The sequence below is a fragment of the Amycolatopsis mongoliensis genome (assembly GCF_030285665.1).
In the GTDB taxonomy this organism is placed as follows: Bacteria; Actinomycetota; Actinomycetes; order Mycobacteriales; family Pseudonocardiaceae; genus Amycolatopsis; species Amycolatopsis mongoliensis.
Genome location: NZ_CP127295.1, coordinates 4030154 through 4050644 on the forward strand (window position 1 = coordinate 4030154; position 20491 = coordinate 4050644).

At 71.6% G+C, this 20491-nt stretch carries 13 protein-coding genes; 6 read left to right on the top strand and 7 right to left on the bottom strand.

What is annotated here, in order from left to right; translation table 11 throughout:
- Window positions 1-156 precede the first annotated feature (156 nt).
- Both QRX60_RS19685 and QRX60_RS19690 read right to left on the bottom strand, forming a co-directional pair.
- The gene (locus QRX60_RS19685) at window positions 157-1137 is read right to left on the bottom strand and encodes an LLM class flavin-dependent oxidoreductase (protein WP_286002221.1); all 981 of its coding nucleotides are present in this window, start codon (window positions 1135-1137) and stop codon (window positions 157-159) included.
- 11 nt (window positions 1138-1148) lie between these two features.
- On the bottom strand, window positions 1149-1667 hold the full coding sequence (locus QRX60_RS19690) for a GNAT family N-acetyltransferase (protein WP_286002222.1): 519 nt from the start codon (window positions 1665-1667) through the stop codon (window positions 1149-1151).
- A gap of 89 nt (window positions 1668-1756) precedes the next feature.
- Between QRX60_RS19690 and QRX60_RS19695 the strand changes: the two genes are divergently transcribed.
- Entirely contained in the window at window positions 1757-2809 is a 1053-nt protein-coding gene (locus QRX60_RS19695) for a hypothetical protein (RefSeq protein WP_286002223.1), read from the top strand.
- Window positions 2806-6066 carry a CHAT domain-containing tetratricopeptide repeat protein gene (locus QRX60_RS19700; RefSeq protein WP_286002224.1) on the top strand — a complete coding sequence of 1087 codons (3261 nt, stop codon included), beginning with the start codon at window positions 2806-2808 and terminating at the stop codon, window positions 6064-6066. Before QRX60_RS19695 ends, QRX60_RS19700 begins: the two co-directional genes overlap by 4 nt.
- An 80-nt stretch (window positions 6067-6146) precedes the next feature.
- Here QRX60_RS19700 and QRX60_RS19705 read toward each other — a convergent pair whose 3' ends face one another.
- A complete protein-coding gene (locus QRX60_RS19705) occupies window positions 6147-9857 on the bottom strand; it encodes a multifunctional oxoglutarate decarboxylase/oxoglutarate dehydrogenase thiamine pyrophosphate-binding subunit/dihydrolipoyllysine-residue succinyltransferase subunit (RefSeq protein WP_286002225.1) in 3711 nt (1236 codons plus the stop codon).
- A gap of 258 nt (window positions 9858-10115) precedes the next feature.
- Here QRX60_RS19705 and QRX60_RS19710 point away from each other — a divergent pair, with 258 nt between their 5' ends.
- Window positions 10116-10388, top strand: a complete 273-nt coding sequence (locus QRX60_RS19710; RefSeq protein ID WP_286002226.1) for a hypothetical protein — start codon at window positions 10116-10118, stop codon at window positions 10386-10388.
- Here QRX60_RS19710 and QRX60_RS19715 read toward each other — a convergent pair.
- The 4 genes from QRX60_RS19715 to QRX60_RS19730 form a co-directional block, all read right to left on the bottom strand.
- Window positions 10385-10990, bottom strand: a complete 606-nt coding sequence (locus tag QRX60_RS19715) for a DUF4291 domain-containing protein (RefSeq protein WP_286002227.1) — start codon at window positions 10988-10990, stop codon at window positions 10385-10387. The two genes, QRX60_RS19710 and QRX60_RS19715, sit on opposite strands and share 4 nt — an antisense overlap.
- 53 nt (window positions 10991-11043) lie before the next feature.
- Window positions 11044-14790: an ABC transporter ATP-binding protein gene (locus tag QRX60_RS19720; RefSeq protein ID WP_286002228.1), complete on the bottom strand. Its 3747-nt coding sequence runs from the start codon at window positions 14788-14790 to the stop codon at window positions 11044-11046.
- 105 nt (window positions 14791-14895) lie between these two features.
- On the bottom strand, window positions 14896-15777 hold the full coding sequence (locus QRX60_RS19725; protein ID WP_286002229.1) for an ABC transporter permease subunit: 882 nt from the start codon (window positions 15775-15777) through the stop codon (window positions 14896-14898).
- Window positions 15777-16796: an ABC transporter ATP-binding protein gene (locus QRX60_RS19730; RefSeq protein ID WP_286002230.1), complete on the bottom strand. Its 1020-nt coding sequence runs from the start codon at window positions 16794-16796 to the stop codon at window positions 15777-15779. The genes QRX60_RS19725 and QRX60_RS19730 overlap by 1 nt, the downstream gene beginning before the upstream one ends.
- Window positions 16797-17301: 505 nt before the next feature.
- On the opposite strand from QRX60_RS19730, the gene QRX60_RS19735 reads away from it, so the two are divergent.
- From QRX60_RS19735 to QRX60_RS19745, 3 genes are read left to right on the top strand one after another with little or no spacing between them, the layout of a single operon-like run.
- Window positions 17302-17979, top strand: a complete 678-nt coding sequence (locus QRX60_RS19735) for a response regulator transcription factor (protein ID WP_286002231.1) — start codon at window positions 17302-17304, stop codon at window positions 17977-17979.
- Window positions 17972-19330, top strand: a complete 1359-nt coding sequence (locus QRX60_RS19740; protein WP_286002232.1) for an ATP-binding protein — start codon at window positions 17972-17974, stop codon at window positions 19328-19330. Before QRX60_RS19735 ends, QRX60_RS19740 begins: the two co-directional genes overlap by 8 nt.
- Before the next feature lie 45 nt (window positions 19331-19375).
- Window positions 19376-20488 carry an acyltransferase family protein gene (locus QRX60_RS19745; protein ID WP_286002233.1) on the top strand — a complete coding sequence of 371 codons (1113 nt, stop codon included), beginning with the start codon at window positions 19376-19378 and terminating at the stop codon, window positions 20486-20488.
- Window positions 20489-20491 lie beyond the last annotated feature (3 nt).

A 20491-nucleotide genomic window follows, 5' to 3' on the forward strand; every position in this document is an offset into this window, starting at 1 on the left:
CGATCCTGACACGCGGGCCGCGCCGGGCGAACTTCTTTTTCGGTGACTCGGTGGCAGCGCCCCGGAGCGCCCCAATGTGGCGTTCGGTGCGTCCCATGCACCCAATGTGGCGTTCGGTGCGTCCAGCGCACCCAACGCCACATTGGGGCGCTTGAGTCAGCCGCGCAGGGCCGCCGCGACTCGGCCGGCGTCCTCGATGCCCCGCTCCGGTGGCTCCTCCGGCAGCGGCAGCAGCACCACCGACCCGCTCCCGGCTTCGTGGAGCGCACGCACCGCGGCCACGCACTCGTCCAGTTCCCCGCACACCGCGAGCCGCGACAGCCACGAAGGATCCAACCCGGCCGCCAGCTCGTCCACAGTGGACGCAGAGTCGACCAGCTCCAGCAGCTCCGCGGCGAATGGCAAACCCTCGGCCTGCACGCGCGCACCGGGAGTCAACGACTCGGCGACGGTCAATCGCGCCCGCGACGGATCGCCCAACGCCAGCCAGTTGTACGTCACCAAAGCGTGGTGAGGAGGCGCACCGTCGACAGAACGACCAGCAGCGATCCCGGACAGAGCCGTCCGCACGAACTCCGGTGGCGACGGCTCCGCCAGGATCGTCCCGTCCGCGGACGAACCCGCCACCGCCAGCGACTTCGGGCGGCGGACCCCCGCGAGCACCGGGGGCACGACAGCCGGCGGGAACACCAGCTCCACCTCGTCCAGGTCGACGTGCCGGCCCGTCACCGAGACCCGGTCTCCCGCCAGCAGGCGGCGGACCGCCACCAGCGTCTCCTCCAAAGCCGCCAGCGGCGAAGCCGGGTACGCGCCGATCTGGCGCATCCACGACGCCACCCCGTGGCCCAGCCCGCCGATCAGCCGGCCCGGGTGCAGTTCCGCCAGAGCCGCCAGCTCCATCGCCGCGATCGCGGGGTTGCGGGCGACCGCCGGCAGGACGCCGATGCCCACCTTGATCGTCGACGTCGCCGCCAGCGCCGTCGCCACCGTCGCGATCCCCGCCGCCCAGAAACAGTCCTCGACCAGCCAGACCTCGTCGAGACCCGCGGCCTCCGCCCGGCGGGCCAGCTCGACCAGCCGGGACGGCGGCTGCTCGCGGTTGATCCGGACGCCGACGGACGAGCTCGGTGCGTACATGCGAAGGCTCCTCAGATCCGGGAGAACGCCGGCGCGTACTCGAACGCGCCCGCCTGCGTGGGTTTGTAGCCGGTGAGCGTGCGGGCCTGGAAGTTCTTGCTCCAGGCCGGATCCGGCGCCGTGATCGAGAGCGTCGACGCCGTGACGAAGCCGAACCGCGCGTAGTACGCCGGGTTGCCGAGCAGGACGACCAGGCCGTACCCGAGCGCGTCCGCCGCGCCGAGCACCGCGTGCACCAGCGCCGATCCGACCCCGCTCGCCTGGTGCGCGGGCAGCACGCCGAGCGGCCCCAGCCCGACCGCCGAAGTCGTGTCCTCGCCGATCCGGGCCCGGCTGCAGCACACGTGCCCGACGACTTCGCCGCCGCGCACGGCCACCAGCGACAGCGCCTCGAGCAGGTCGCCATCCGCGCGCAGCTCGTCCACCAGCGGCGCCTCGATCGGGGTGACGCCCGGTTCGCGCCGGAACGCCTCGCTGTGGATCGCGTACACGGTGCTCCGGTCGGCGGGTGTCTCGCGGCGGATCAGCATGGTCGCCACCTTGCCGCGAACCGGCCGCGGGCGAAAGCCGGTTTCGCGGCCGCCCCCTAGACTCGAATCGAACCGGACGAGGGGAAACGATGGGGATTCGGGAACTGGTCGACCGCGTCGTCAAGCGGGACGCCGAAGGCATCGTGGCCGTGCAGGTGCCGTCCGCCGACGTCGGCGCCGGGCCACCGCCGGAGTTCGCTCCCGGCCAGGTCTACCTCGAAGTCCGGCTCCGGCAGATGTGGCTGACCCGCGCCCGCGAGCTGTGGCGCGAGTACCTGCCCTTCGGGACGATCGTCACCGAGTTCGTCCACAAGGGGAACACCGTCGCGGTGCCCACGGTGCTCAGCAGCGCCGAGCTGGCCCGCCGGTTCCAGGTCACCGGCGCCGACGACGCGGTCGAGATCGCCAACGTCCGGGTCGCCGGGCCCGTCCCGTACGAAGGTGACGAGGTCAGCCTGCTGGTCGCGCTGTTCCGGGCCAAGACCACCGACTGGATCGCGCGCTCGCTGAAGGTCGTCGAAGACGTCACTTCGGCGGTCGGCTTCGGCGGGCTGGCCGGTGCCGTGCCGCTGGCGTCGTCGCTGATCCGCGGCATCGAGTCGTTCCTCGAATCCCCGGACGTCGAACTCCGCGTCGGCGCCTACCGGTCGTGGCAGAAGGGCTTCGAACCGCTGAACTACTGCGTGATGCGCCGGCCGCGCACCACGGCGTCGGAGGCGGAGCTGGCGTCCCTGCGCGTCGCCGACGGGCGGCTGCACCGGCTGCTCGACGACGGCGTCACCCTGGTGCCCTACACCGAGCACGATTTCATCCTGGTCAGCGTCGAAGCGAAGACCGAGCGCGACGACTACCGCAAGCTCGCCTTCTACCCGCTGTGGGAGCGGACGAAGGAGCAGGTGATCGCGGGCGAGCTCGGCGCCGCCCAGCGAGCCTGGCGCAAGACCGCCGGGGCGATCTTCACCGACGACCTGACGCGGCCGCAGCAGGAGATCCTCTTCGCCGAGTACCAGCGGCTGTACGGCGAGCTGGTCGAGCGCTTCTCGGACCTGGAGCTGGCGGAATACCGCGGCACGACGACCGAGCCCGCGGCGGCGCCCATCGTCGACGACCCGCTCGCCATCCTCCGGGCGGCCGGCGCGTGACCGGTCCGACGGAAGCGGACCTGCAGCTGCTGGCCCTGATCCAGCACGTTCACGGGCTCCTGGGCCAGGGGCGGCACCAGGACGCCTACGGGGCCCTGATGAGCGGGCTCGACCTCGCGGAGGCCGAGTCCACCGACCGGCTGACCGTGTTCGCGTTCTACCGGCTGCTCGGCCAGGCCGCGCGGCAGGCCCGGCAGTTCGACGACGCCCGGAAGGCGTACGCACTCGCCTTCGGGATCGCCCGGGAGCTCGAGGACCTCAACGCGGTCAGCGCCGCGCTCGAAGGGCTCGGGCTGGTGGAGCTGGCCGACGAGCGGCTGCCCGAAGCGGACGAGTACCTGGCCGAAGCCGTCAAGGCGGCTCAGGCGTCCGGGGAGGCCGATGGCTATCGCGCCGCTCTGCAGAACCACGCGATGGTGCTGTCCCGGCGCGGGGACCCGCGGGCGGTCGAGCGGTACGAGGAGGCGCTGGCCGTCCCGGGACAGTCGGCGGCGCTGCGGGCCATCACCACCGACAACCTCGCCGACGAGCTGCACCGGCAGGGCCGCTTCGCCGAGTCGATCGCGAAGACGCGCGAAGCCGCGGCGATGTTCCGCGAAGCCGGCGCGGGTTACGACGAGTTCGTGGCCCTGCACAACCTCGCCCTGCGCGCCCGCAAGGCCGACGCCGAAGCCGCGACGCAGGCCTTCGTCGACGCCCACGACCTGATCCACCGGTTGCACGCCGACGTCGACGTCGAGCGCTACACGACCGGGCACGAGCAGATGGTGCGCCGGATCGAGCAGCGGACCGCGGAGAAGTTCGCCGCGGAGCATTCCGACGGCGAAACGACGCTCGAGATCGGGCTCTTCGCGAAGACTGCTTCGGACGCCACCGACGAGGGGGAACGGCTGCTGGGCCGGCACCGGTACGCCGACGCCGAGCGCCTTCTCCGGCAGGCCGAGGCGGCGTGGGACCACCTCGGCGCCGTCCACTGCCTGCCGCGCGTCTGGAACGGCCTCGGCTACCTGTACATGGAGACCGGCGACCACGAAGCCGCGTGGCAGTACCTGGAACGCGCGAAGCAGTACGCGAACCAGCTCGGCGACGCCCGGCGCGAGCTGATCGCGCTGGTCAACCAGTGCAGCCTCAGCCGGCGGTTCGAGGGCATCCCGCAGCAGCAGGCTCTCGAGCTCCTGGCGCGGGCCCGCGGTCTGCAGGCGTTCGTCCGCGACCGGCAGGCCGAGCGGCTGACCGGCGTCGAGCTGACGGAGCCGCAGCGCGAAGAGCTCGCGAGTATCGCCGACGGTGGTGTCCTCGACGGCATCGCTGCCGGGCTCGCGGCCGAACACGGCGCCGCCGAGCTGGAGGAGCGGTACCTGCGGCGGTTCGTGGCCGCCGGTCAGCGGTCGGCCGACGACATGCCGGGACGGTTCGCGAGCCGGCGCGCGCGGCTCATGCACTTCCTGTTCCGGCAGGGGAGGACCGACGAAGCCGCCGAGATCGCCACGCAGCTCGAAGCGGCGCTCGCGGTCACCCCCGACGTCGCGCTGGAGTTCGTCGTCAACACCGTGCTCGGCGGGCTCGCCGTCGAGGACGGGCGGTGGACCGAGGAGACGCTGCAGCGGCTGGAACGGGCCTGCGCCGCCCATTCGGAGCTGCGGCGGAGCGCGGTCGACGTCGGGGAGGCCGCCCGGTTCGGCGTGTACGTCGAGCCGCCGTACCGGGAGGCCGTCGAGGTCGCGATCGACCTCGGGCACGCCGAGCGGGCGTTCGAGCTGGTGCAGGCCGCGAAGTCCCGCGCCCTGCTCGACGCCGTGCGCGACCGGCCGCCGGTCGTGGACGATCCGCTGGCGGCGGAGGAAGAGCAGCTGTGGCAGCGGCTCGTGGGGCTGCGCACTCGCTCGGTCGGCGAGGAGCTCTCGCCGCGCGAGCGCGTCACCCGGCTGCTCGCCGTCGACAAGGAGATCGAAGAGGTCCGCGGCCGGCTCGAGGACGTCTGGGATCAGCTCCCGCCCGATGTCCGATTGCACCGGATGGCGACGCCGTCCACCGGGCCGGACGTGCGCGCGCTGCTCTCGCTGCGCGGGGAACGGACGCTGCTCGAGTTCTTCACCGGCGACAAAGGCATCTACGTCTTCACGGTCGCCGCCGGGGAAATCGGGGTCCGGCTGGTCGTCCCGGCGGACGATCCCGACCTCGCCGAGTTCGGGCGGCTGCTGAACGACGACGATCCGCGCGGCCTCGACCGCCTGCTCGCCCAGCCGGTGTACCAGCGGCTGGCGCGGCTCGTCGGGGAGGTCCGCACCGATGTGTACGTCGCGCCGCACGGCGTGCTCCACCTGGCGTCGCTGCACCTCGTGCCCCGCGAGGACGGGGGTATCGAGCCGCGGCCCGGGACGTTCGTGGTGCCCAGCGCATCCCTGCTGCGCGCGGTGCACAGCGGCTCGTGGGCGCGACGGTCGACGCTGGTCATCGGCGGTGACCCGCTCGGTGACCTGCCGTTCGCGCGGGCGGAGGCGGCCGGTGTCGCGGCCCGGCTGGGCGGTGAGGCGCGCCACGGCGGCGACCTGACGTTCGACTGGCTCGCCGGCGCCCTCGACGGCACCGCGCGCCTGGTGCACCTGGCCTGCCACGCCGTGTTCGACGAAGCCCGCCCCGAACGTTCGGGCCTGCTGCTCGCGCATCCGGAAGGCGGGCCGGACCGGGTGACGCTGTCCCGGCTGGCCTCGCTGGACTGGTCGGGCGCGCTCGTCGTGCTCGGCTCCTGCCAGAGCGGGAAGCACCGGGTCCGGACCGGCGACGAGCTGACCGGTATCGCGAGCACCCTGCTCGCCGCGGGAGCGACGGCGCTGGTCAGCACGTTCCGCCCGGTCCCGGACCTCGCGACGGCGTTGCTGATGCTCTGGTTCCACGACCGGCTCGGCGCGGACGGCGACGGGTCGCTCGAGGCGGTGAGCACGGCCCTGACCGACGCCCAGCGTCGCGTCGCCGCGGCCAGTGCCCGGGAGGTGCTGGCCTGGGTCGTCGACCGGGTGGCCGCCGGGGAGCTGGACCTGGCGCTGGCCTACACACTGCTTTCGGTGGCGCACCGGGCGGCGGGGAACGTCGAGGAGTTCGCCGCCTGCCGGTACCGGCGTCAGCAGCTCCGGGAGGGTTCGGTGGAAGAAGCGCTGGCGGACGTGGCCCGCCAGCGCGCGGTCGGGCCGGGGTACGGCGAGCGGCCCTTCCGCGCGGCGGTGAACTGGGCGCCGTTCTCGATCACCTCGGGCGGGTGACTCCCCTCCCCGAAAAGCCGTGAAGGCCTCCTTACCGGCCATAAGAGCCGATAAGGAGGCCTTCACGGACCATCAAGCGCTCAGTCGAACGCCTTCGAGATCAGCGCCTTCTGCTCCACCTCGTGCACCTTCGACGAGCCGGCCGACGGCGCCGCCATCGGGCGCCGCGAGACGACCTGCAGGCCCGAGAGCAGCTCCGGGAACTTCCGGGGCAGGTTCAGGCCGAAGAACGGCCACGCACCCTGGTTCTCCGGCTCCTCCTGGACCCACGCGACCTCCGTCGCGTTCGTGTACCGCTCCAGGGCCGCCGCCAGCTTCTTCTTCGGCAGCGGGTAGTACTGCTCGATCCGCACGATCGCGACGTCGTGCGCCTCGCGCTTGGTCCGCTCCGCGACCAGCTCCCAGTACAGCTTCCCGGAGGTCAGCAGCACCTTGCGGATCTGCGCCGGGTCCGGTGTCACGTCGTCGATGACGGACATGAACCGGCTCTGGCCGGTGAAGTCCTCGGTCGGTGACGTCGCGGCCTTGTTGCGCAGCATCGACTTCGGCGTGAAGACGACCAGCGGGCGCTGGATGCCGTCGAGGGCGTGCCGGCGCAGCAGGTGGAAGTAGTTCGCCGGGGTGGACGGCACCGCCACCGTCATCGAGCCCTCCGCGCACAGCGAGAGGAACCGCTCGATGCGGCCGGACGTGTGGTCCGGGCCCTGGCCCTCGTGGCCGTGCGGCAGCAGCAGCACGACGTCCGAGCGCTGGCCCCACTTGGCCTCGCCCGAGGAGATGTACTCGTCGATGACGGTCTGCGCGCCGTTGACGAAGTCACCGAACTGCGCTTCCCACATGACCAGCGACTCGGGGTTGGCCACGGAGTAGCCGTACTCGAAGCCGACAGCCGCGTACTCCGACAGCGCCGAGTCGTAGATCATCACGCGGCCCTGGCCGTCGGCCAGGTTCTGCAGCGGCGAGTACTCCTGGCCGGTCTTGCGGTCGATGAACACCGAGTGCCGCTGGGTGAACGTGCCGCGGCGGGAGTCCTGGCCCGACAGCCGCACCAGGCGGCCCTCCATGGCCAGCGACCCGAACGCGAGCAGCTCGCCGAACGCCCAGTCGATGTCGCCTTCGCGGGACATCTTGTGGCGGCGCTCCATGACCGGCTTGACGCGCGGGTGCGGCGTGAAGCCCTCCGGCACGTTCACGAACGCGTCGCCGATGTGCTCCAGCGTCTCGCTGGTGATCGCCGTCGCGACCTTGGCCGGCACCTGCTGCTCCTCCTCGACCGAGGGGCTCGCCTTCGCCGGGTGCTTCTCCAGCTCCCGGACCTCGTTGAAGACGTGCTCCAGCTGGCTCGAGAAGTCGCGCAACGCGGCTTCGGCCTCTTCGACGGAGATGTCCCCGCGGCCGATCAGCGACTCGGTGTAGGTCTTCCGCACCGAACGCTTCGTGTCGATGATGTCGTACATCGCCGGCTGCGTCATCGAGGGGTCGTCGCCCTCGTTGTGGCCGCGGCGGCGGTAGCAGATCAGGTCGATGACGACGTCCTTGTGGAACGCCTGCCGGTACTCGACGGCCAGCTTGGCCACCCAGTGCGCGGCCTCCGGGTCGTCACCGTTCACGTGGAAGATCGGCGAGCCGATCATCTTCGCGACGTCGGTGGCGTACTGGCTGGACCGCGAGTGCTCCGGCGCGGTCGTGAAGCCGACCTGGTTGTTGACGATCACGTGCACGGTGCCGCCGGTGCGGTACCCGCGCAGCAGCGACAGGTTCAGCGTCTCGGCGACGACGCCCTGGCCCGCGAAGGCCGCGTCGCCGTGCATCAGGACCGGCAGCACGGTGTAGCCCTCGCCGCCCTTGTCCAGGAGGTCCTGCTTCGCGCGGACGATGCCCTCGAGCACCGGGTCGACGGTCTCCAGGTGCGACGGGTTCGCCGTCAGCGACACCTTCGTCTCGCCGTCGCCGAACATGCGGAAGTACTTGCCTTCGGCGCCGAGGTGGTACTTCACGTCACCGGAGCCGTGCGCCTGTCCCGGGTCGAGGTTGCCCTCGAACTCCTGGAAGATCTGGCTGATCGGCTTGCCGACGATGTTGGCCAGGACGTTCAGCCGGCCGCGGTGCGGCATGCCGATGACGACCTCGTCGAGCTCGTGCTCGGCGGCCTTGTCCAGCAGCGTGTCGAGCAGCGGGATCGCCGTCTCGCCGCCTTCGAGCGAGAACCGCTTCTGGCCGACGTACTTGGTCTGCAGGAACGTCTCGAACGCCTCGGCGGCGTTCAGCTTCGAAAGCACGTACTTCTGGACCGCGGGGTCCGGCTTCTCGTGCGGGATCTCGACGCGCTCCTGGATCCAGCGGCGCTCCTCGGGGTCGAGGATGTGGGTGTACTCGATGCCGACCGTGCGGCAGTACGAGTTGCGCAGGACGCCCAGGATGTCGCGCAGCTTCATCCGCTCCTGGCCGGCGAAGCCGCCGACCGGGAACTCGCGGTCGAGGTCCCAGAGCGTCAGGCCGTGGGACAGGACGTCCAGGTCCGCGTGGCTGCGCTGGCGGTAGTTCAGCGGGTCGGTGTCGGCCATCAGGTGGCCGCGCATCCGGAACGCGTCGATCAGCTCGATCACGCGGGCGGTCTTGTCGACCGGGCCCTCGGGGATGTCGGCGACCCAGCGGATCGGCTCGTACGGCAGGCGCAGGCTGGTGAAGACGTCGTCGTAGAAGCCGTCTTCGCCGAGCAGCAGCTGGTGGATGCGCTTGAGGAACTCGCCGGACTCCGCGCCCTGGATGATGCGGTGGTCGTAGGTCGAGGTCAGCGTCATGATCTTGCTGATGCCGAGGTCGACCAGCGTCTTCTCGCTGGTTCCCTCGAACGCCGCCGGGTACTGCATGGCGCCGACGCCGATGATGGCGCCCTGGCCGGCCTGCAGGCGCGGCACCGAGTGGTTCGTGCCGATGCCGCCCGGGTTGGTCAGCGAGATGGTGGTGCCGGAGAAGTCGTCCGCGGTGAGCTTGTTGTTGCGGGCCTTCTTGACGATCTCCTCGTAGGCCTGCCAGAACTGCAGGAACGTCATGTCCTCGCAGCCCTTGATCGAGGCCACGACGAGCGTGCGGGAGCCGTCCTTGCCCTTCATGTCGATCGCGAGCCCGAAGTTGACGTGCTCCGGCGTGACCGCGAACGGCTTCCCGTCGATCAGCTGGTAGTGCCGGTTCATGTTCGGGTAGTTCTTCAGCGCCCGCACCATGGCGTAGCCGATGAGGTGCGTGAAGGAGATCTTGCCGCCGCGGGTGCGCTTGAGGTGGTTGTTGATGACGATGCGGTTGTCCGCCATCAGCTTGGCCGGGACCGCACGCACGCTGGTCGCGGTGGGGACGCTCAGCGAGGCGTCCATGTTCTTCGCGATGGCGGCCGCGGCACCGCGCAGCTGCTTCGACTCCGGCTCTTCCTTCTTCGCGTCGGCCTTCGGCTCGGCCTTGGCGGCGGCCGGCTGCGGCGCTGCCTTCTGCGCCGGCTTCGGGTCCGCCTTCGCGGGGGCCGGCTTGGTGGCCGCCTGCTTGGCCGCCGACTCCGCGTTCCGCACGGCCCCGGCCGACGGCTGGGACGCCTGGCCGTTGGTGGCGGTCTTGGCGTCGGCCTGCTGCTGCCGGGCGTTGTCCGCCTTGGCCTGCGCGTTCTGCGTCGGCTTGAAGTCCGCGAAGAAGTCGTGCCATGCGGCATCGACTGAAGAAGGGTCGGCGAGGAACTGGTCGTACATCTCTTCGACCAGCCACTCGTTGGGGCCGAACTGTGACGCAGGGCTGCTGCTGGACACGGCTGGGGCTCGCCTCTATCCGTCTCGATCTCGATCATGAATCCGCTGATGCGCCTACCAGGCTAACCCCCTCGATGACCGCGTTGTGATGGAACCGGCCTGTGTGAGGCGTGGCGCACTAGGGGATCGGTCACTGACTCGATCAAGATGTGCTAAGGGAACCTTAAGCGCTGTACCCGGTACAGGGTTCCTGGCCTCTTCCGCCGGGGTTCGCCCGGCCGCCCGCGGCCGTTCACCGCCGCCGGGTCCACTGGGGGGATGTGGCTGGTCGAATGTCCTTCGTTCTGGGACCAGGGCCTGGTGCGGCCGCTGGTGACGGAGTCCGGCGCGGTCGTGCTGAGGTGCGACTCGTGCGAAGCGGTCTGGCCGACCTTGGCCGACTTCGAGTCGTTCGAGCACGTCGAGCCGGAGGAGCCGGACTGGCTGGTCGGCGCCGGGGTGCACGTCCGCCCGGGGACGGTCCGGTGGGCGTCACAGCCGGACGTCGAGGCGGCGGGCCTGGGCTCGCTGAAGTGGCGGGCGCTGCCTTAGCCGGTGGCGTCGATGGCTCGCGCGAGGTCCGCGGACAGCTCGTACGGCGGCTCGTGGGGGACCAGCTTGACGGCCTTGTGCAGCTGGTCGGTGGCCAGGAGGCCGGAGATGTCGCGCATCACCGGCGTGACGTCGGTGATGGCGGTGATCCACTCGTCGGCGTAGTGGTCGACCGCTTCGCCGCTCAGGCCGATCTGGATGGCCCGGAAGTTCAGCGCGGTGTGGTGCAGGTCTCGCTCCGGATCCCACTGGATGCGCACCGGGCTCGTCTTGAGTTCACGCCGCCAGTCGTCCTTCGGCTGGTCGCGGCGAGGATGGCTCAGCGCGGCGTGCCCGAGGGCCCACTCGAAACCGGCGCGCGTGATGTCGATGGCCAGGATGCGCTCCTGGCCTGGCTTCCTGCCATAACCGCAGCGGTAGGCCATCCAGCGGAACGACGGTTTGATCCAGGTCATCCGATCGCGGTTGAACGGCTCGACGAAAGTCTGTTTCTCGAGCGCCGCGTCCGCGATCGCGGGTGAATAGGCCTGGTAGACCCGGACGGTCGTCTCGGTCTGCGCGGCCCGGATCTGCCGATCGGGTGCCCGCTGCTGTTCGAACATGCCCGTCATGCTCCCAGCGCGGGACGACCGCGGCCACGGACTTTCGGTGCCGGTCAGCCGAGGGCCCAGAGGCGGGCGTAGAGGCCGTTCGCCGCCAGGAGCTCTTCGTGGGTTCCCGTCTCCGCGATGCGGCCGTGGTCCAGGACCACGATGCGGTCCGCGCGGGCCGCCGTGGCCAGGCGGTGGGCCACCACGAACGTCGTGCGGCGGCGGGCCACGTGCTCCGTCGCCCGGAGGACCGCCGCCTCCGTCGACGGGTCCAGGGCCGCCGTCGCCTCGTCGAGCAGCAGGACGTCCGGGTCCACCAGCTCCGCCCGGGCCAGTGCCACCAGCTGACGCTGACCCGCCGACAGCGACCGGCCGCGTTCGCCCACCGGCTGCAGGAAGCCCGCCGGCAGGGCCGCGACGCCGTCGAACGCGCCCACCGCGCGCACCGCCGCCTCCACCTCGGCGTCGGATGCCTCCGGGCGGCCGTAGCGGACGTTGTCCGCCACCGTGCCCGAGAACAGGTGCGCCTCCTGCGGCACCACGCCCATCCGGCGCCGCAGCCCGGCGAGCTCGTACTCGCGGATGTCCGTGCCGTCGATCCGGACCTCGCCGCCGGTGACGTCGTAGTAGCGCGCCACCAGCTTCACCGCCGTCGACTTGCCCGCGCCGGTCGCGCCGACCAGCGCGACCGTCTCCCCGGCCGCGACGTCCAGCGAGAACTGCTCCAGCGCCTTCCCCTCGGTGCCGGTGTAGGAGAAGTCGACGTCCTTGAACGACACCTCGCCGCGCAGCCGCGCGGGTGTCGCGACGGTGTTCTCCGCCGCCGGCACCGACGTCGGCGTCCGCAGCAGGTCGCCGATCCGGTTCAGGCCGACGCGGGCCTGCTGGTAGCCGTCGAACACCGACGACAGCTGCTGGATCGGCGAGAAGAACTGCTGTAGGTACAGCAGGAACGCAAGCAGCACGCCGGCCGACAGCGTCCCCGCCGAGACGCGGTTCGCGCCCGCGACCAGCACGGTCGTCGTCGCCAGGTCGGACAGCAGGGCCACCAGCGGGAAGTACGTCGCCACGTACCGCTGCGCCCGCAGCCGCGAGCGCCGGTAGTCGTCGCTGCGCGAAGCGAACGCCTCCGCGGAGCGGTCTTCGCGCGTGTACGCCTGGGCGACGCGCAGGCCGCTCATGTTCTCCTGCATGTCCGCGTTCACGAGGCTGACCCGCTCGCGGGCCTCGTTGTACGCCTTCGACGCCGCCCGCCGGAAGATCACCGTGGCCACCGCGAGCACCGGCACCATCGCCAGCGCGAACAGCGCCAGCCCGGCGTCGGTGACCAGCAGCGCCGCGGTGATCCCGGCCAGCGTCAGCGCGCTGACCACCGCGGTCGCCAGGCCGGTCTGCAGGAACGTCGAGAGCGCGTCGACGTCCGTCGTCATCCGGGTCATGATCTTCCCGGACAGCTCCCGCTCGTAGTAGTCGAGCCCGAGCCGCTGCAGGTGCGCGTAGCTGCGGACGCGCAGCGCGTACAGCACCGTCTCGCCGACCCGCGAGGTCAGCCGCGTCTGCGCGAACACCACCAGCCAGTCGGCCGCGATCACCGCGGCGCCGATCCCGGCGGCCAGCCAGATCATCCACTCCACGCCCGCCCGGACGCCGTGGTCGACGCCGAACTGGTAGAGCCCCGGCAGCGCGATCGACGCCAGCGCGTCGGCCGACACCAGCCCGATCACCACCGCCAGGGGCCAGCGGACCGGCCGCAGCAGCCGGGCCAGCCGGAACCCGAGGTCGGGCGCGGTGACGTCCACATCGGACATCCGCGGCTCGTCGGCGGCGGCCGGGAGCTTGCGCACGCCCTCGATCAGCTCCGGCGTCGGCGGCACGTCGAGGCCGCCGCCCCCGCCGACGAACCCGCTGCTGTTCGGGTCGCCGCTGCGCAGGCGCGCCGCGTCGGCCAGCTCGTCGACCTCGTCACGGTTCTCGTCCCGCGGCCACAGCGCCTGCGTGACCCCGGCCGGGCCGCAGTCGAGGCCTTCGCAGCGGTGCTTCTCCTCGACGTCGTCGCCCGGGCCCGCGATGAGCTCGCGGAACAGCGGGCAGCGCGCCATCAGCTCGGCCTCGGTGCCGACGTCGACGACGTGGCCTTCGTCCAGCACCGCGATCCGGTCGGCCAGGGCCAGGGTCGAGCGCCGGTGCGCGATCAGCAGCGTCGTCCGGCTCGCGGTGACCGACCGCAGGGTCTCGTGGATCGCCGCTTCGGTGACGGTGTCGATGGCCGACGTCGCGTCGTCCAGGAGCAGGATCCGCGGATCGGTGATCAGGGCCCTGGCCAGCCCGAGCCGCTGCCGCTGCCCGCCCGACAACGTCAGCCCGCGCTCGCCGACCAGTGTGTCGTAGCCGTCCGGGAGGGCGCGGATGAACTCGTCGGCTTCGGCCGCGCGCGCCGCGGCGACGATCTCCTCGTCGCTCGCGTCCGGGCGGCCGTAGGCGATGTTGTCCCGGATCGACGAGGAGAACAGGAACGCCTCCTCGAACACCACGCCGATCGCCTGCCGCAGCTGCCGCAGCGGGACGTCCCGGACGTCGAGGCCGCCGACCCGCACCGAGCCCACGTGCACGTCGTAGAACCGGGGCAGCAGCAGGGAGATCGTCGACTTCCCGGAGCCCGCCGTGCCGACGAGCGCGAGGGTCTCGCCCGGGTTCGCGGTGACCGACAGCCCGGCCAGCACCGGGTCGCTGCGCGTGTAGCCGAACCGGACGCCGTCCAGCTCCACGCCGAGCGGCCCGGGTGGCAGCGGCCGCGCGGCGGGGGAGTCGACGACGTCCGGTTGCGCGTCGATCAGCTCGTACACGCGCTCGGCGCCGGCGCGGGTCAGCTGGGCCTGCACGACCAGGCCGGACAGCATCCGGGCCGGGCCGATCAGCGTCGCGAGGTAGGTCGCGAAGGCGAGGAAGGTGCCGAGGGTGATCGAGCCGTTCAGCGCGAGGACACCGCCGATGCCGAGCACCGCGACCTGGCCCGCGGCGGGCAGGGCCGCGGTGGTCGCCGTCGGGACCGCCGACAGCTTCGCCGCGCGAAGCCGTTCCGCGAACAGCTTGCGCGCGGTCCCCTCGAGCTTCGAGACCTCCCGCGTCTCCTGGCCGAAGCCCTTGACCACGCGGACGCCGGTGACGGTCTCCTCGACCTGCTGCGCGACGTCCGCCGCGCGCTGCTGCGCCGACCACGTCGCCGGGAACAGGCGCTTGCGGCTGCGGGCGATGACGATGCCGACCGCGGGCGTGACGACCAGCGCGATCAGCGTCAGCACCGGCGACATCCACAGCATCGCCGCGAACGACAGCAGTGCGAAGATCACCGAACCGAACGAAAGCGGGACCTGCATGAGGATCCCGGTGACCAGCTGCAGGTCGGAGATGGCCCGCGAGACGACCTGGCCGGTGCGCAGCGCGTCCTGCTTCCCGCCGTCGAGGCGCGAGACTGCGTTGAAGACGCGCTGGCGCAGGTCGTGCTGGACGTCGAGGGCGAGCTTCCCGCCGAAGTACCGGCGCAGGAACGCCGTGCCGAAGGCCACCAGCTGCAGCGCCACCAGGAAGACGGCGATCCCGGGCAGGGCCCCGGTCCGCCCCGCCACCGCGTCGTCGACCGCCGTGCGCACCAGCAGCGGGCTCGCGGCCTGCACGCCGACGCTGAAGACGGCGGCGAGCAACGACAGCACGACGATGGCGCGGTGCTCCCAGGCCGCGGCGGACAGCCGGCGGACCCAGCCGACGGTCTCAGCGGGTGGGAGCTCTTGACGGGAGCGGGGCGGAGCGATGGTCACGTTGTCACACTAAGCGCCGCCACCGACAAAATATTTCCCGTAAAGCCGTGAAGGCCTCCTTACCGGCGTCTTGAGCCGGTAAGGAGGCCTTCACGGACCACGGGACTACGTGATGTCGCGGCGCTGGTTGCCCGCCCAGCCGAGGCCGAAGAACACCATCGTCCAGGCGAAGAAGATCAACGCCGACGCCCACCACGAGATCACGCCCGGCGCACCCGCCGCGAGCTGCAGGCCCAGCTGCGACCAGTGGTCCACCCCGCCCGGGAGGTTGAGCGTGTTGATCCCGAACGCGTCCGCCGCGATCCCGCCCACGATCCCGTTGGCGGTGCCGTTCGGCAGGATCCCGCCCAGGATGTCGGCCGGGCCCCAGAGCGCGATGACCAGGACGTTCTCCACGATCAGGAACCACACCAGGAACAGCACCACCGCCAGCGGCACGTTGCGCAGCACCGCGCCGAACCCGATGCCGAACAGCGTCACCAGCACCGCGGCCAGGATCGTCCCGCCGAGCGCGGCCAGCCACTGGCCCGCGCTCGGCCACCGGCCGGAGTCGACCGACGCCATCACCGCGATCGCCGAGACGCCGAAGCTCACCAGGCCGTAGATCGCGCCCCACGCCACGTAAGTGAGCATCTTCGCGGTCAGCGCCGCGATCCGGTTCGGTGCGGTCAGGAACGTCGTCGTGATCGTCTTGCTGCGGTACTCGCCGGCCAGCGCGAAGACCCCGAACAGACCGGGGATGAGCTGCGCGATGTTCACGCCGTGCGCGAACGCCAGCAGCCCGACCGGAAGCTTGCTCGCGTCCAGGCCGACCGCGCCCGCGACCTCACGCGCGTCGCTCGAGCCGATGAAGTCCGCGAAGTCGTTGGTGATCTTGCCCCAGACGAACGTCAGCCAGAACGCCACCAGCGCCAGCGGGATCAGCAGCACCCACCACGTGTTGAGCGAGAGCGTCTTGCGGAACTCCGCCTTGATCAGGTTGCCCATCACCGCTGCGGTCCTCCCCAGTACTGCTGCTGCAGTTGCGGGCCCGACGGCGGATACCCCGGCGGCGGCGGGCCCTGGTACTGCGGCTGCGGCGGGAAACCCGGCCCGCCGGCGTACTGACCCTGCGTCAGCTGGAAGAACATCCGCTCCAGGTCGGCGTGGTCCTCCTGCATCCCGTAGACCGCGATCCCGGCCTTCGCGGCGATGTCACCGATCTGCTGCACGCTCGACCCGGCGACCGCGACCCGGCCGTCCGGCGTCGGCGAAACCCCGGTGATGCCGTTCTCCTGCAAGGCTTTCACGAGCGCGGACGGGTCCGCCGGCTGCACCAGCACCCGCGACTGCTGGCTCTTGCGCAGCTGCTCGAGCGGGCCGAAGTAGCGCGTGACGCCCTGGCTGATGATCACGACCTGGTCGATCAGCTGCTCGACCTCGTTGAGCAGGTGGCTCGACACCAGGACCGTCCGCCGCTGTTCCCGCGCGTACGAGCGCAGGAAGTTCCGCAGCCACAGGATGCCTTCCGGGTCGAGGCCGTTCGTCGGCTCGTCCAGGACCAGCACCTGCGGGTCACCCAGCAGTGCCGTCGCCAGCGCCAGCCGCTGCCGCATGCCGAGCGAGAACCCGCCGGCCTTGCGGTCCGCGGCGCTGCCCAGGCCCACCAGGCCGAGCACCTGGTCCGCCCGCTGGTCCGGCACCCCGATGGCCGCCGCGTACACGCGGAGGTGGTTGCGCGCCGTGCGGCTCGGGTGGAAGCCCTCGTTCTCCAGCACCGAGCCCACCACCCGCGCCGGGTTCCCCAGCTGCGAGTGCGGGCGCCCGTTGATCGTCGCCGTCCCGGACGTCGGTGTCACCAGCCCGAGCAGCATCCGCAACGTCGTCGTCTTCCCGGCGCCGTTCGGGCCCAGAAAACCCGTCACCGAACCCGGCTCGACCGTGAAACTGAGGTTCTGCACCGCGTTCACCGCGCCGAACTGCTTGCTCAGGTTCTGCACCACAATCCGGCCACTGCCGTCGTGCATACCGTCCCCTAACGTTCCCCGCTGATGCGGCGTCATCCTGCCCTACCCGCGCCGCTCGCGCGCACGGAACGGCCGAACCCGCCGGAAGCGACCTTCGTCACGTTCCGCTACCGGACGCGGGCCGCGGCCGTGAGTGTTGCACGGCGCTGACCTGAGGTTTCGCGCTCGGGCTGACCCGCGGGTCAGATCAACTCGATAAAGAATTCGTTCGACTTGCCGACCCGGTGCAGCGAAGTCGGCCGAAGCCCTCTAAGCTGGAACACGGCGGCCCGCTCCCAATGACCCCCAGGTTGGTTGAGCGGGTCGCCGCTTACGTTTCGGGCTTCGCCCTTCACTTTCGCCCCCTTGCCCGGGGGCCGAGCCCCCGGACCCCCACGGTGCCTCGGCCGCAGCTCCCAGCGTTGTCCGGTCGGCGTGGCTTGGTTGGCGTGGCCTGGTTGGCATGTGGCCTGGTCTCGGCGGTCGCCGAGTGGGTGGGGCCCGGTGCTTGTGGCATCGTGGCGCGGTGCGGATCTTGCTCGTGGAAGACGAACGGCGGCTCGCCGAAGCCCTGCGGGCCGGGCTCGGTGCCGAGGGCTATGCCGTCGACGTCGCCCACAACGGGCGGGACGCGCTCTGGCTCGCCACCGAGCACCCCTACTCCGCCATCATCCTCGACATCATGCTGCCCGGGCTGAACGGCTACCGCGTCTGCCGGCGGCTGCGCGACCAGGGCGACTCCACCCCGATCCTCATGCTCACCGCCAAGGACGGCGAGGACGACGAGATCGAGGCCCTCGACACCGGCGCCGACGACTTCCTGCCCAAGCCCTTCTCCTACGGCGTCCTGCTCTCGCGGCTGCGCGCCCTCATCCGGCGCGGCGGCGCCACCCGGCCGGGGGTCCTCAAACTGGGTGACCTCGAGCTCGACCAGGCCGGCCGGACGTGCCGGCGGGGTACCGCCGACATCGCCCTCACCGGCAAGGAGTTCGCCCTCCTCGCCTACCTCATGCAACGGCCCGGACAGGTCGTCACCAAGGCCGAGCTGCTCGACAACCTCTGGGACTTCGCCGCCTCCGCGACCGCCAACCTGGTCGAGGTGCACGTCAGTGCCCTGCGGCGGAAGATCGACGTCCCGTTCGGAGCCGAGACCATCCGGACGGTCCGCGGGGCCGGCTACCACGTGGTCGGCGCGGGTGCCTAGTTTCCTGCGCTCCACCCGGTTCCGCGTCGCGGTGACGGCCTTCGCCGCCTCGGCCCTCGCGCTCGGGGCCATGTCGGTCTGGTTCGTGGTCCAGGCTCAGGACCGCCTCGAAAACGCCGCCACGCAGATCGCCTTTTCCCGCGCCCAGGCGATCGTCCAGCTGCTGAACACCGGCGCCCGCCCCGCTGACCTTTCGCTGCTCGTCCGCGACTCGATCTTCGAGGTCGCCGACCGGTCGGGGAACCGGGTGACGTCCTGCCCGGCGTTTCGTGGGGCCACGCTGGCCGCGTACGACGCCGACGTGACGCTGCCGCCGTACGTGATCGACCGGGCCGATCCCGCGTCCGTCGGCTGTGCCCCCCAACTGGCCGGCCTCGACGAGTACCTGACCGTGCACGTCGTCCACGAGGTCAGCGGCGACAGCAAGTACGACGTCTACGCCGGCGTCCGGATCGACCCCGAAGGCCAGGCCGCCGTCGACTCGGTCCGCACCGTGCTCACCTTCGGCGTCCCCTCGGTCGCGCTGCTCGTCGGCGTGATCGCGTGGCTCGCCGTCCGCCGGTCGCTGCGCCCGGTCGAGGCCATCCGCGGCGAGGTCGCCGAGATCGGCGCGCACGACCTGGGCCGCCGGGTCCCGGACCCGCGCACCGGCGACGAGATCGCGCGCCTCGCCGGGACGATGAACGGCATGCTCGCCCGCCTCGACGAGGCCGTCACCCGGCAGAGCCGGTTCACCTCCGACGCGTCGCACGAGCTGCGCACCCCGCTCGCCTCCCTGCGGACGCAGCTCGAAGTGCTGCTGGCCCACCCCGACCGGCTCGACTGGCGGCACGCCTGCGAGAACGCGCTGCTCGACGTGACCCGGCTGCAGGACCTCGTCGCCGACCTCGTGCTGCTCGGCAAGCTCGACCACGCCGGACCGGACCGCCTCGAACCCGTGGCACTGTCCGAAGTGGCCGGCGCCGTCGTCGCGGGCCGGACGGGCGTCGACGTCGCGGTCACCGGGGCGCCGGTGGTGCACGGCCACCGGTCGCGGCTGGAACGGCTGGTGCGCAACCTCGTCGACAACGCCCAGCGGCACGCGGTGTCCCGGGTCGCCGTCGAGGTGTCCGCTGTGGACGGATGCGCTGTGCTGTCGGTCACCGACGACGGGCCCGGCATCCCCGAAGCGGACCGCGAGCGCGTCTTCGACCGCTTCGTGCGCCTCGACGACGCCCGCGACCGCGACGACGGCGGATCCGGGCTGGGCCTGGCGATCGTCGCCGACATCGCCCGCGCCCACGGCGGCACGGCCGCGGTCGAAGGCGGGAGCTGGTTCGTCGTCCGGCTCCCGGAGCTGAAGACGTCTTAAGCCCGCTTCAGGTCCGGTTCAGCGTCCGGGACCGACCCTGCGGGCATGATCGATTACTGGCGGCCGCTCGACCACGCCGAATACCGGGCGTCGTCGTGGTTCCCCGGCCTCACCGGCCTGCGCGCGCTGGCCGCCCTGGCCGTCGTGTTCTTCCACTACGGCGGCCCGGTCGTCGACCGGCTGCAGGGCTGGATCGCCGTCCAGCTGTTCTTCGTGCTGTCCGGCTTCCTCATCACGACGCTGGCGCTGCGCGAAGAGGACCGCGCCGGCCGGGTCTCGCTGCGCGACTTCTACGTCCGCCGCGTCCTCCGGATCATGCCGGTGTACTTGCTGCTGCTCGGCCTGACGGCGCTGGCGGTGACGCTCGCCGGCGCGTACCAGAGCAGCAGACTGGCCGACGCGATGCCGTTCTACCTGACGTTCTTCAACGAGGTCGTCGACTTCAACACGCCGTACCCGACGTCGTGGTCGCTGGGTGTGGAGGAGAAGTTCTACCTCGTCTGGCCCGCGCTGCTCGTGCTGACGTCGTTCGCGAAGTCCGGGAAGACCGCGCTGCGCCTGCTGATCGGCGCGGGCGCGGTGGGCGTCGTGCTCGGCGTGCTGCCGCTGGCGCCGTCCCATCAGTGGGCCAGCCTGGCCGTGCACTACGGCTCCCTGGTCGTCGGCTGCCTGCTCGCGCTGGCGCTGCACCACCCGCGTGGGTTCGCGGTGCTGCGGCCGCTGACCAGCCCGGCCGCCGCGGTGCTGGTCGCGCTGGGGTTCTGCGTGCTGCAGCTGTCGGTCAAGCCGCTGGGGCAGTCGCTCGGCGGGTACTGGCAGTTCGTCGTCCCGATCTACGCGGTGGGCGCGGCGCTGCTGCTCGTCGCGGTCGTCTCGGCGGGCCCGGTGCGGCGGCTGCTCGCGAGCCGTCCGCTCACCTACATCGGTGATCGCTCCTACGCGCTCTACCTGGCCCAGACCGGGGCCGCGGGCGTCACCGGGCTCCTGCTGCCGACGGGACTCGCGAAGGCCGCCGCGACCTCCGCCGTCGCACTGCTCTTCGCGTGCTGCCTGCGGCGGTGGGTCGAGCTGCCCGCGATCGCGGTCGGCCGCCGGCTGGTGGCGAAAGCCGAGCGGGCCCCTGCCGGAGAACGACAGGAGCCCGCTCGGGTGGACTAGGGA

Bases quoted from the DNA above. Each gene is read 5' to 3' on its own strand.
- QRX60_RS19745 (WP_286002233.1), top strand. From the start codon at position 19,376: ATGATCGATTACTGGCGGCCGCTCGACCACGCCGAATACCGGGCGTCG.
- QRX60_RS19715 (WP_286002227.1), bottom strand. From the start codon at position 10,990: ATGTTCGAACAGCAGCGGGCACCCGATCGGCAGATCCGGGCCGCGCAG.
- QRX60_RS19690 (WP_286002222.1), bottom strand. From the start codon at position 1,667: ATGCTGATCCGCCGCGAGACACCCGCCGACCGGAGCACCGTGTACGCG.
- QRX60_RS19730 (WP_286002230.1), bottom strand. From the start codon at position 16,796: ATGCACGACGGCAGTGGCCGGATTGTGGTGCAGAACCTGAGCAAGCAG.
- QRX60_RS19685 (WP_286002221.1), bottom strand. From the start codon at position 1,137: ATGTACGCACCGAGCTCGTCCGTCGGCGTCCGGATCAACCGCGAGCAG.
- QRX60_RS19695 (WP_286002223.1), top strand. From the start codon at position 1,757: ATGGGGATTCGGGAACTGGTCGACCGCGTCGTCAAGCGGGACGCCGAA.
- QRX60_RS19710 (WP_286002226.1), top strand. From the start codon at position 10,116: ATGTGGCTGGTCGAATGTCCTTCGTTCTGGGACCAGGGCCTGGTGCGG.
- QRX60_RS19725 (WP_286002229.1), bottom strand. From the start codon at position 15,777: ATGGGCAACCTGATCAAGGCGGAGTTCCGCAAGACGCTCTCGCTCAAC.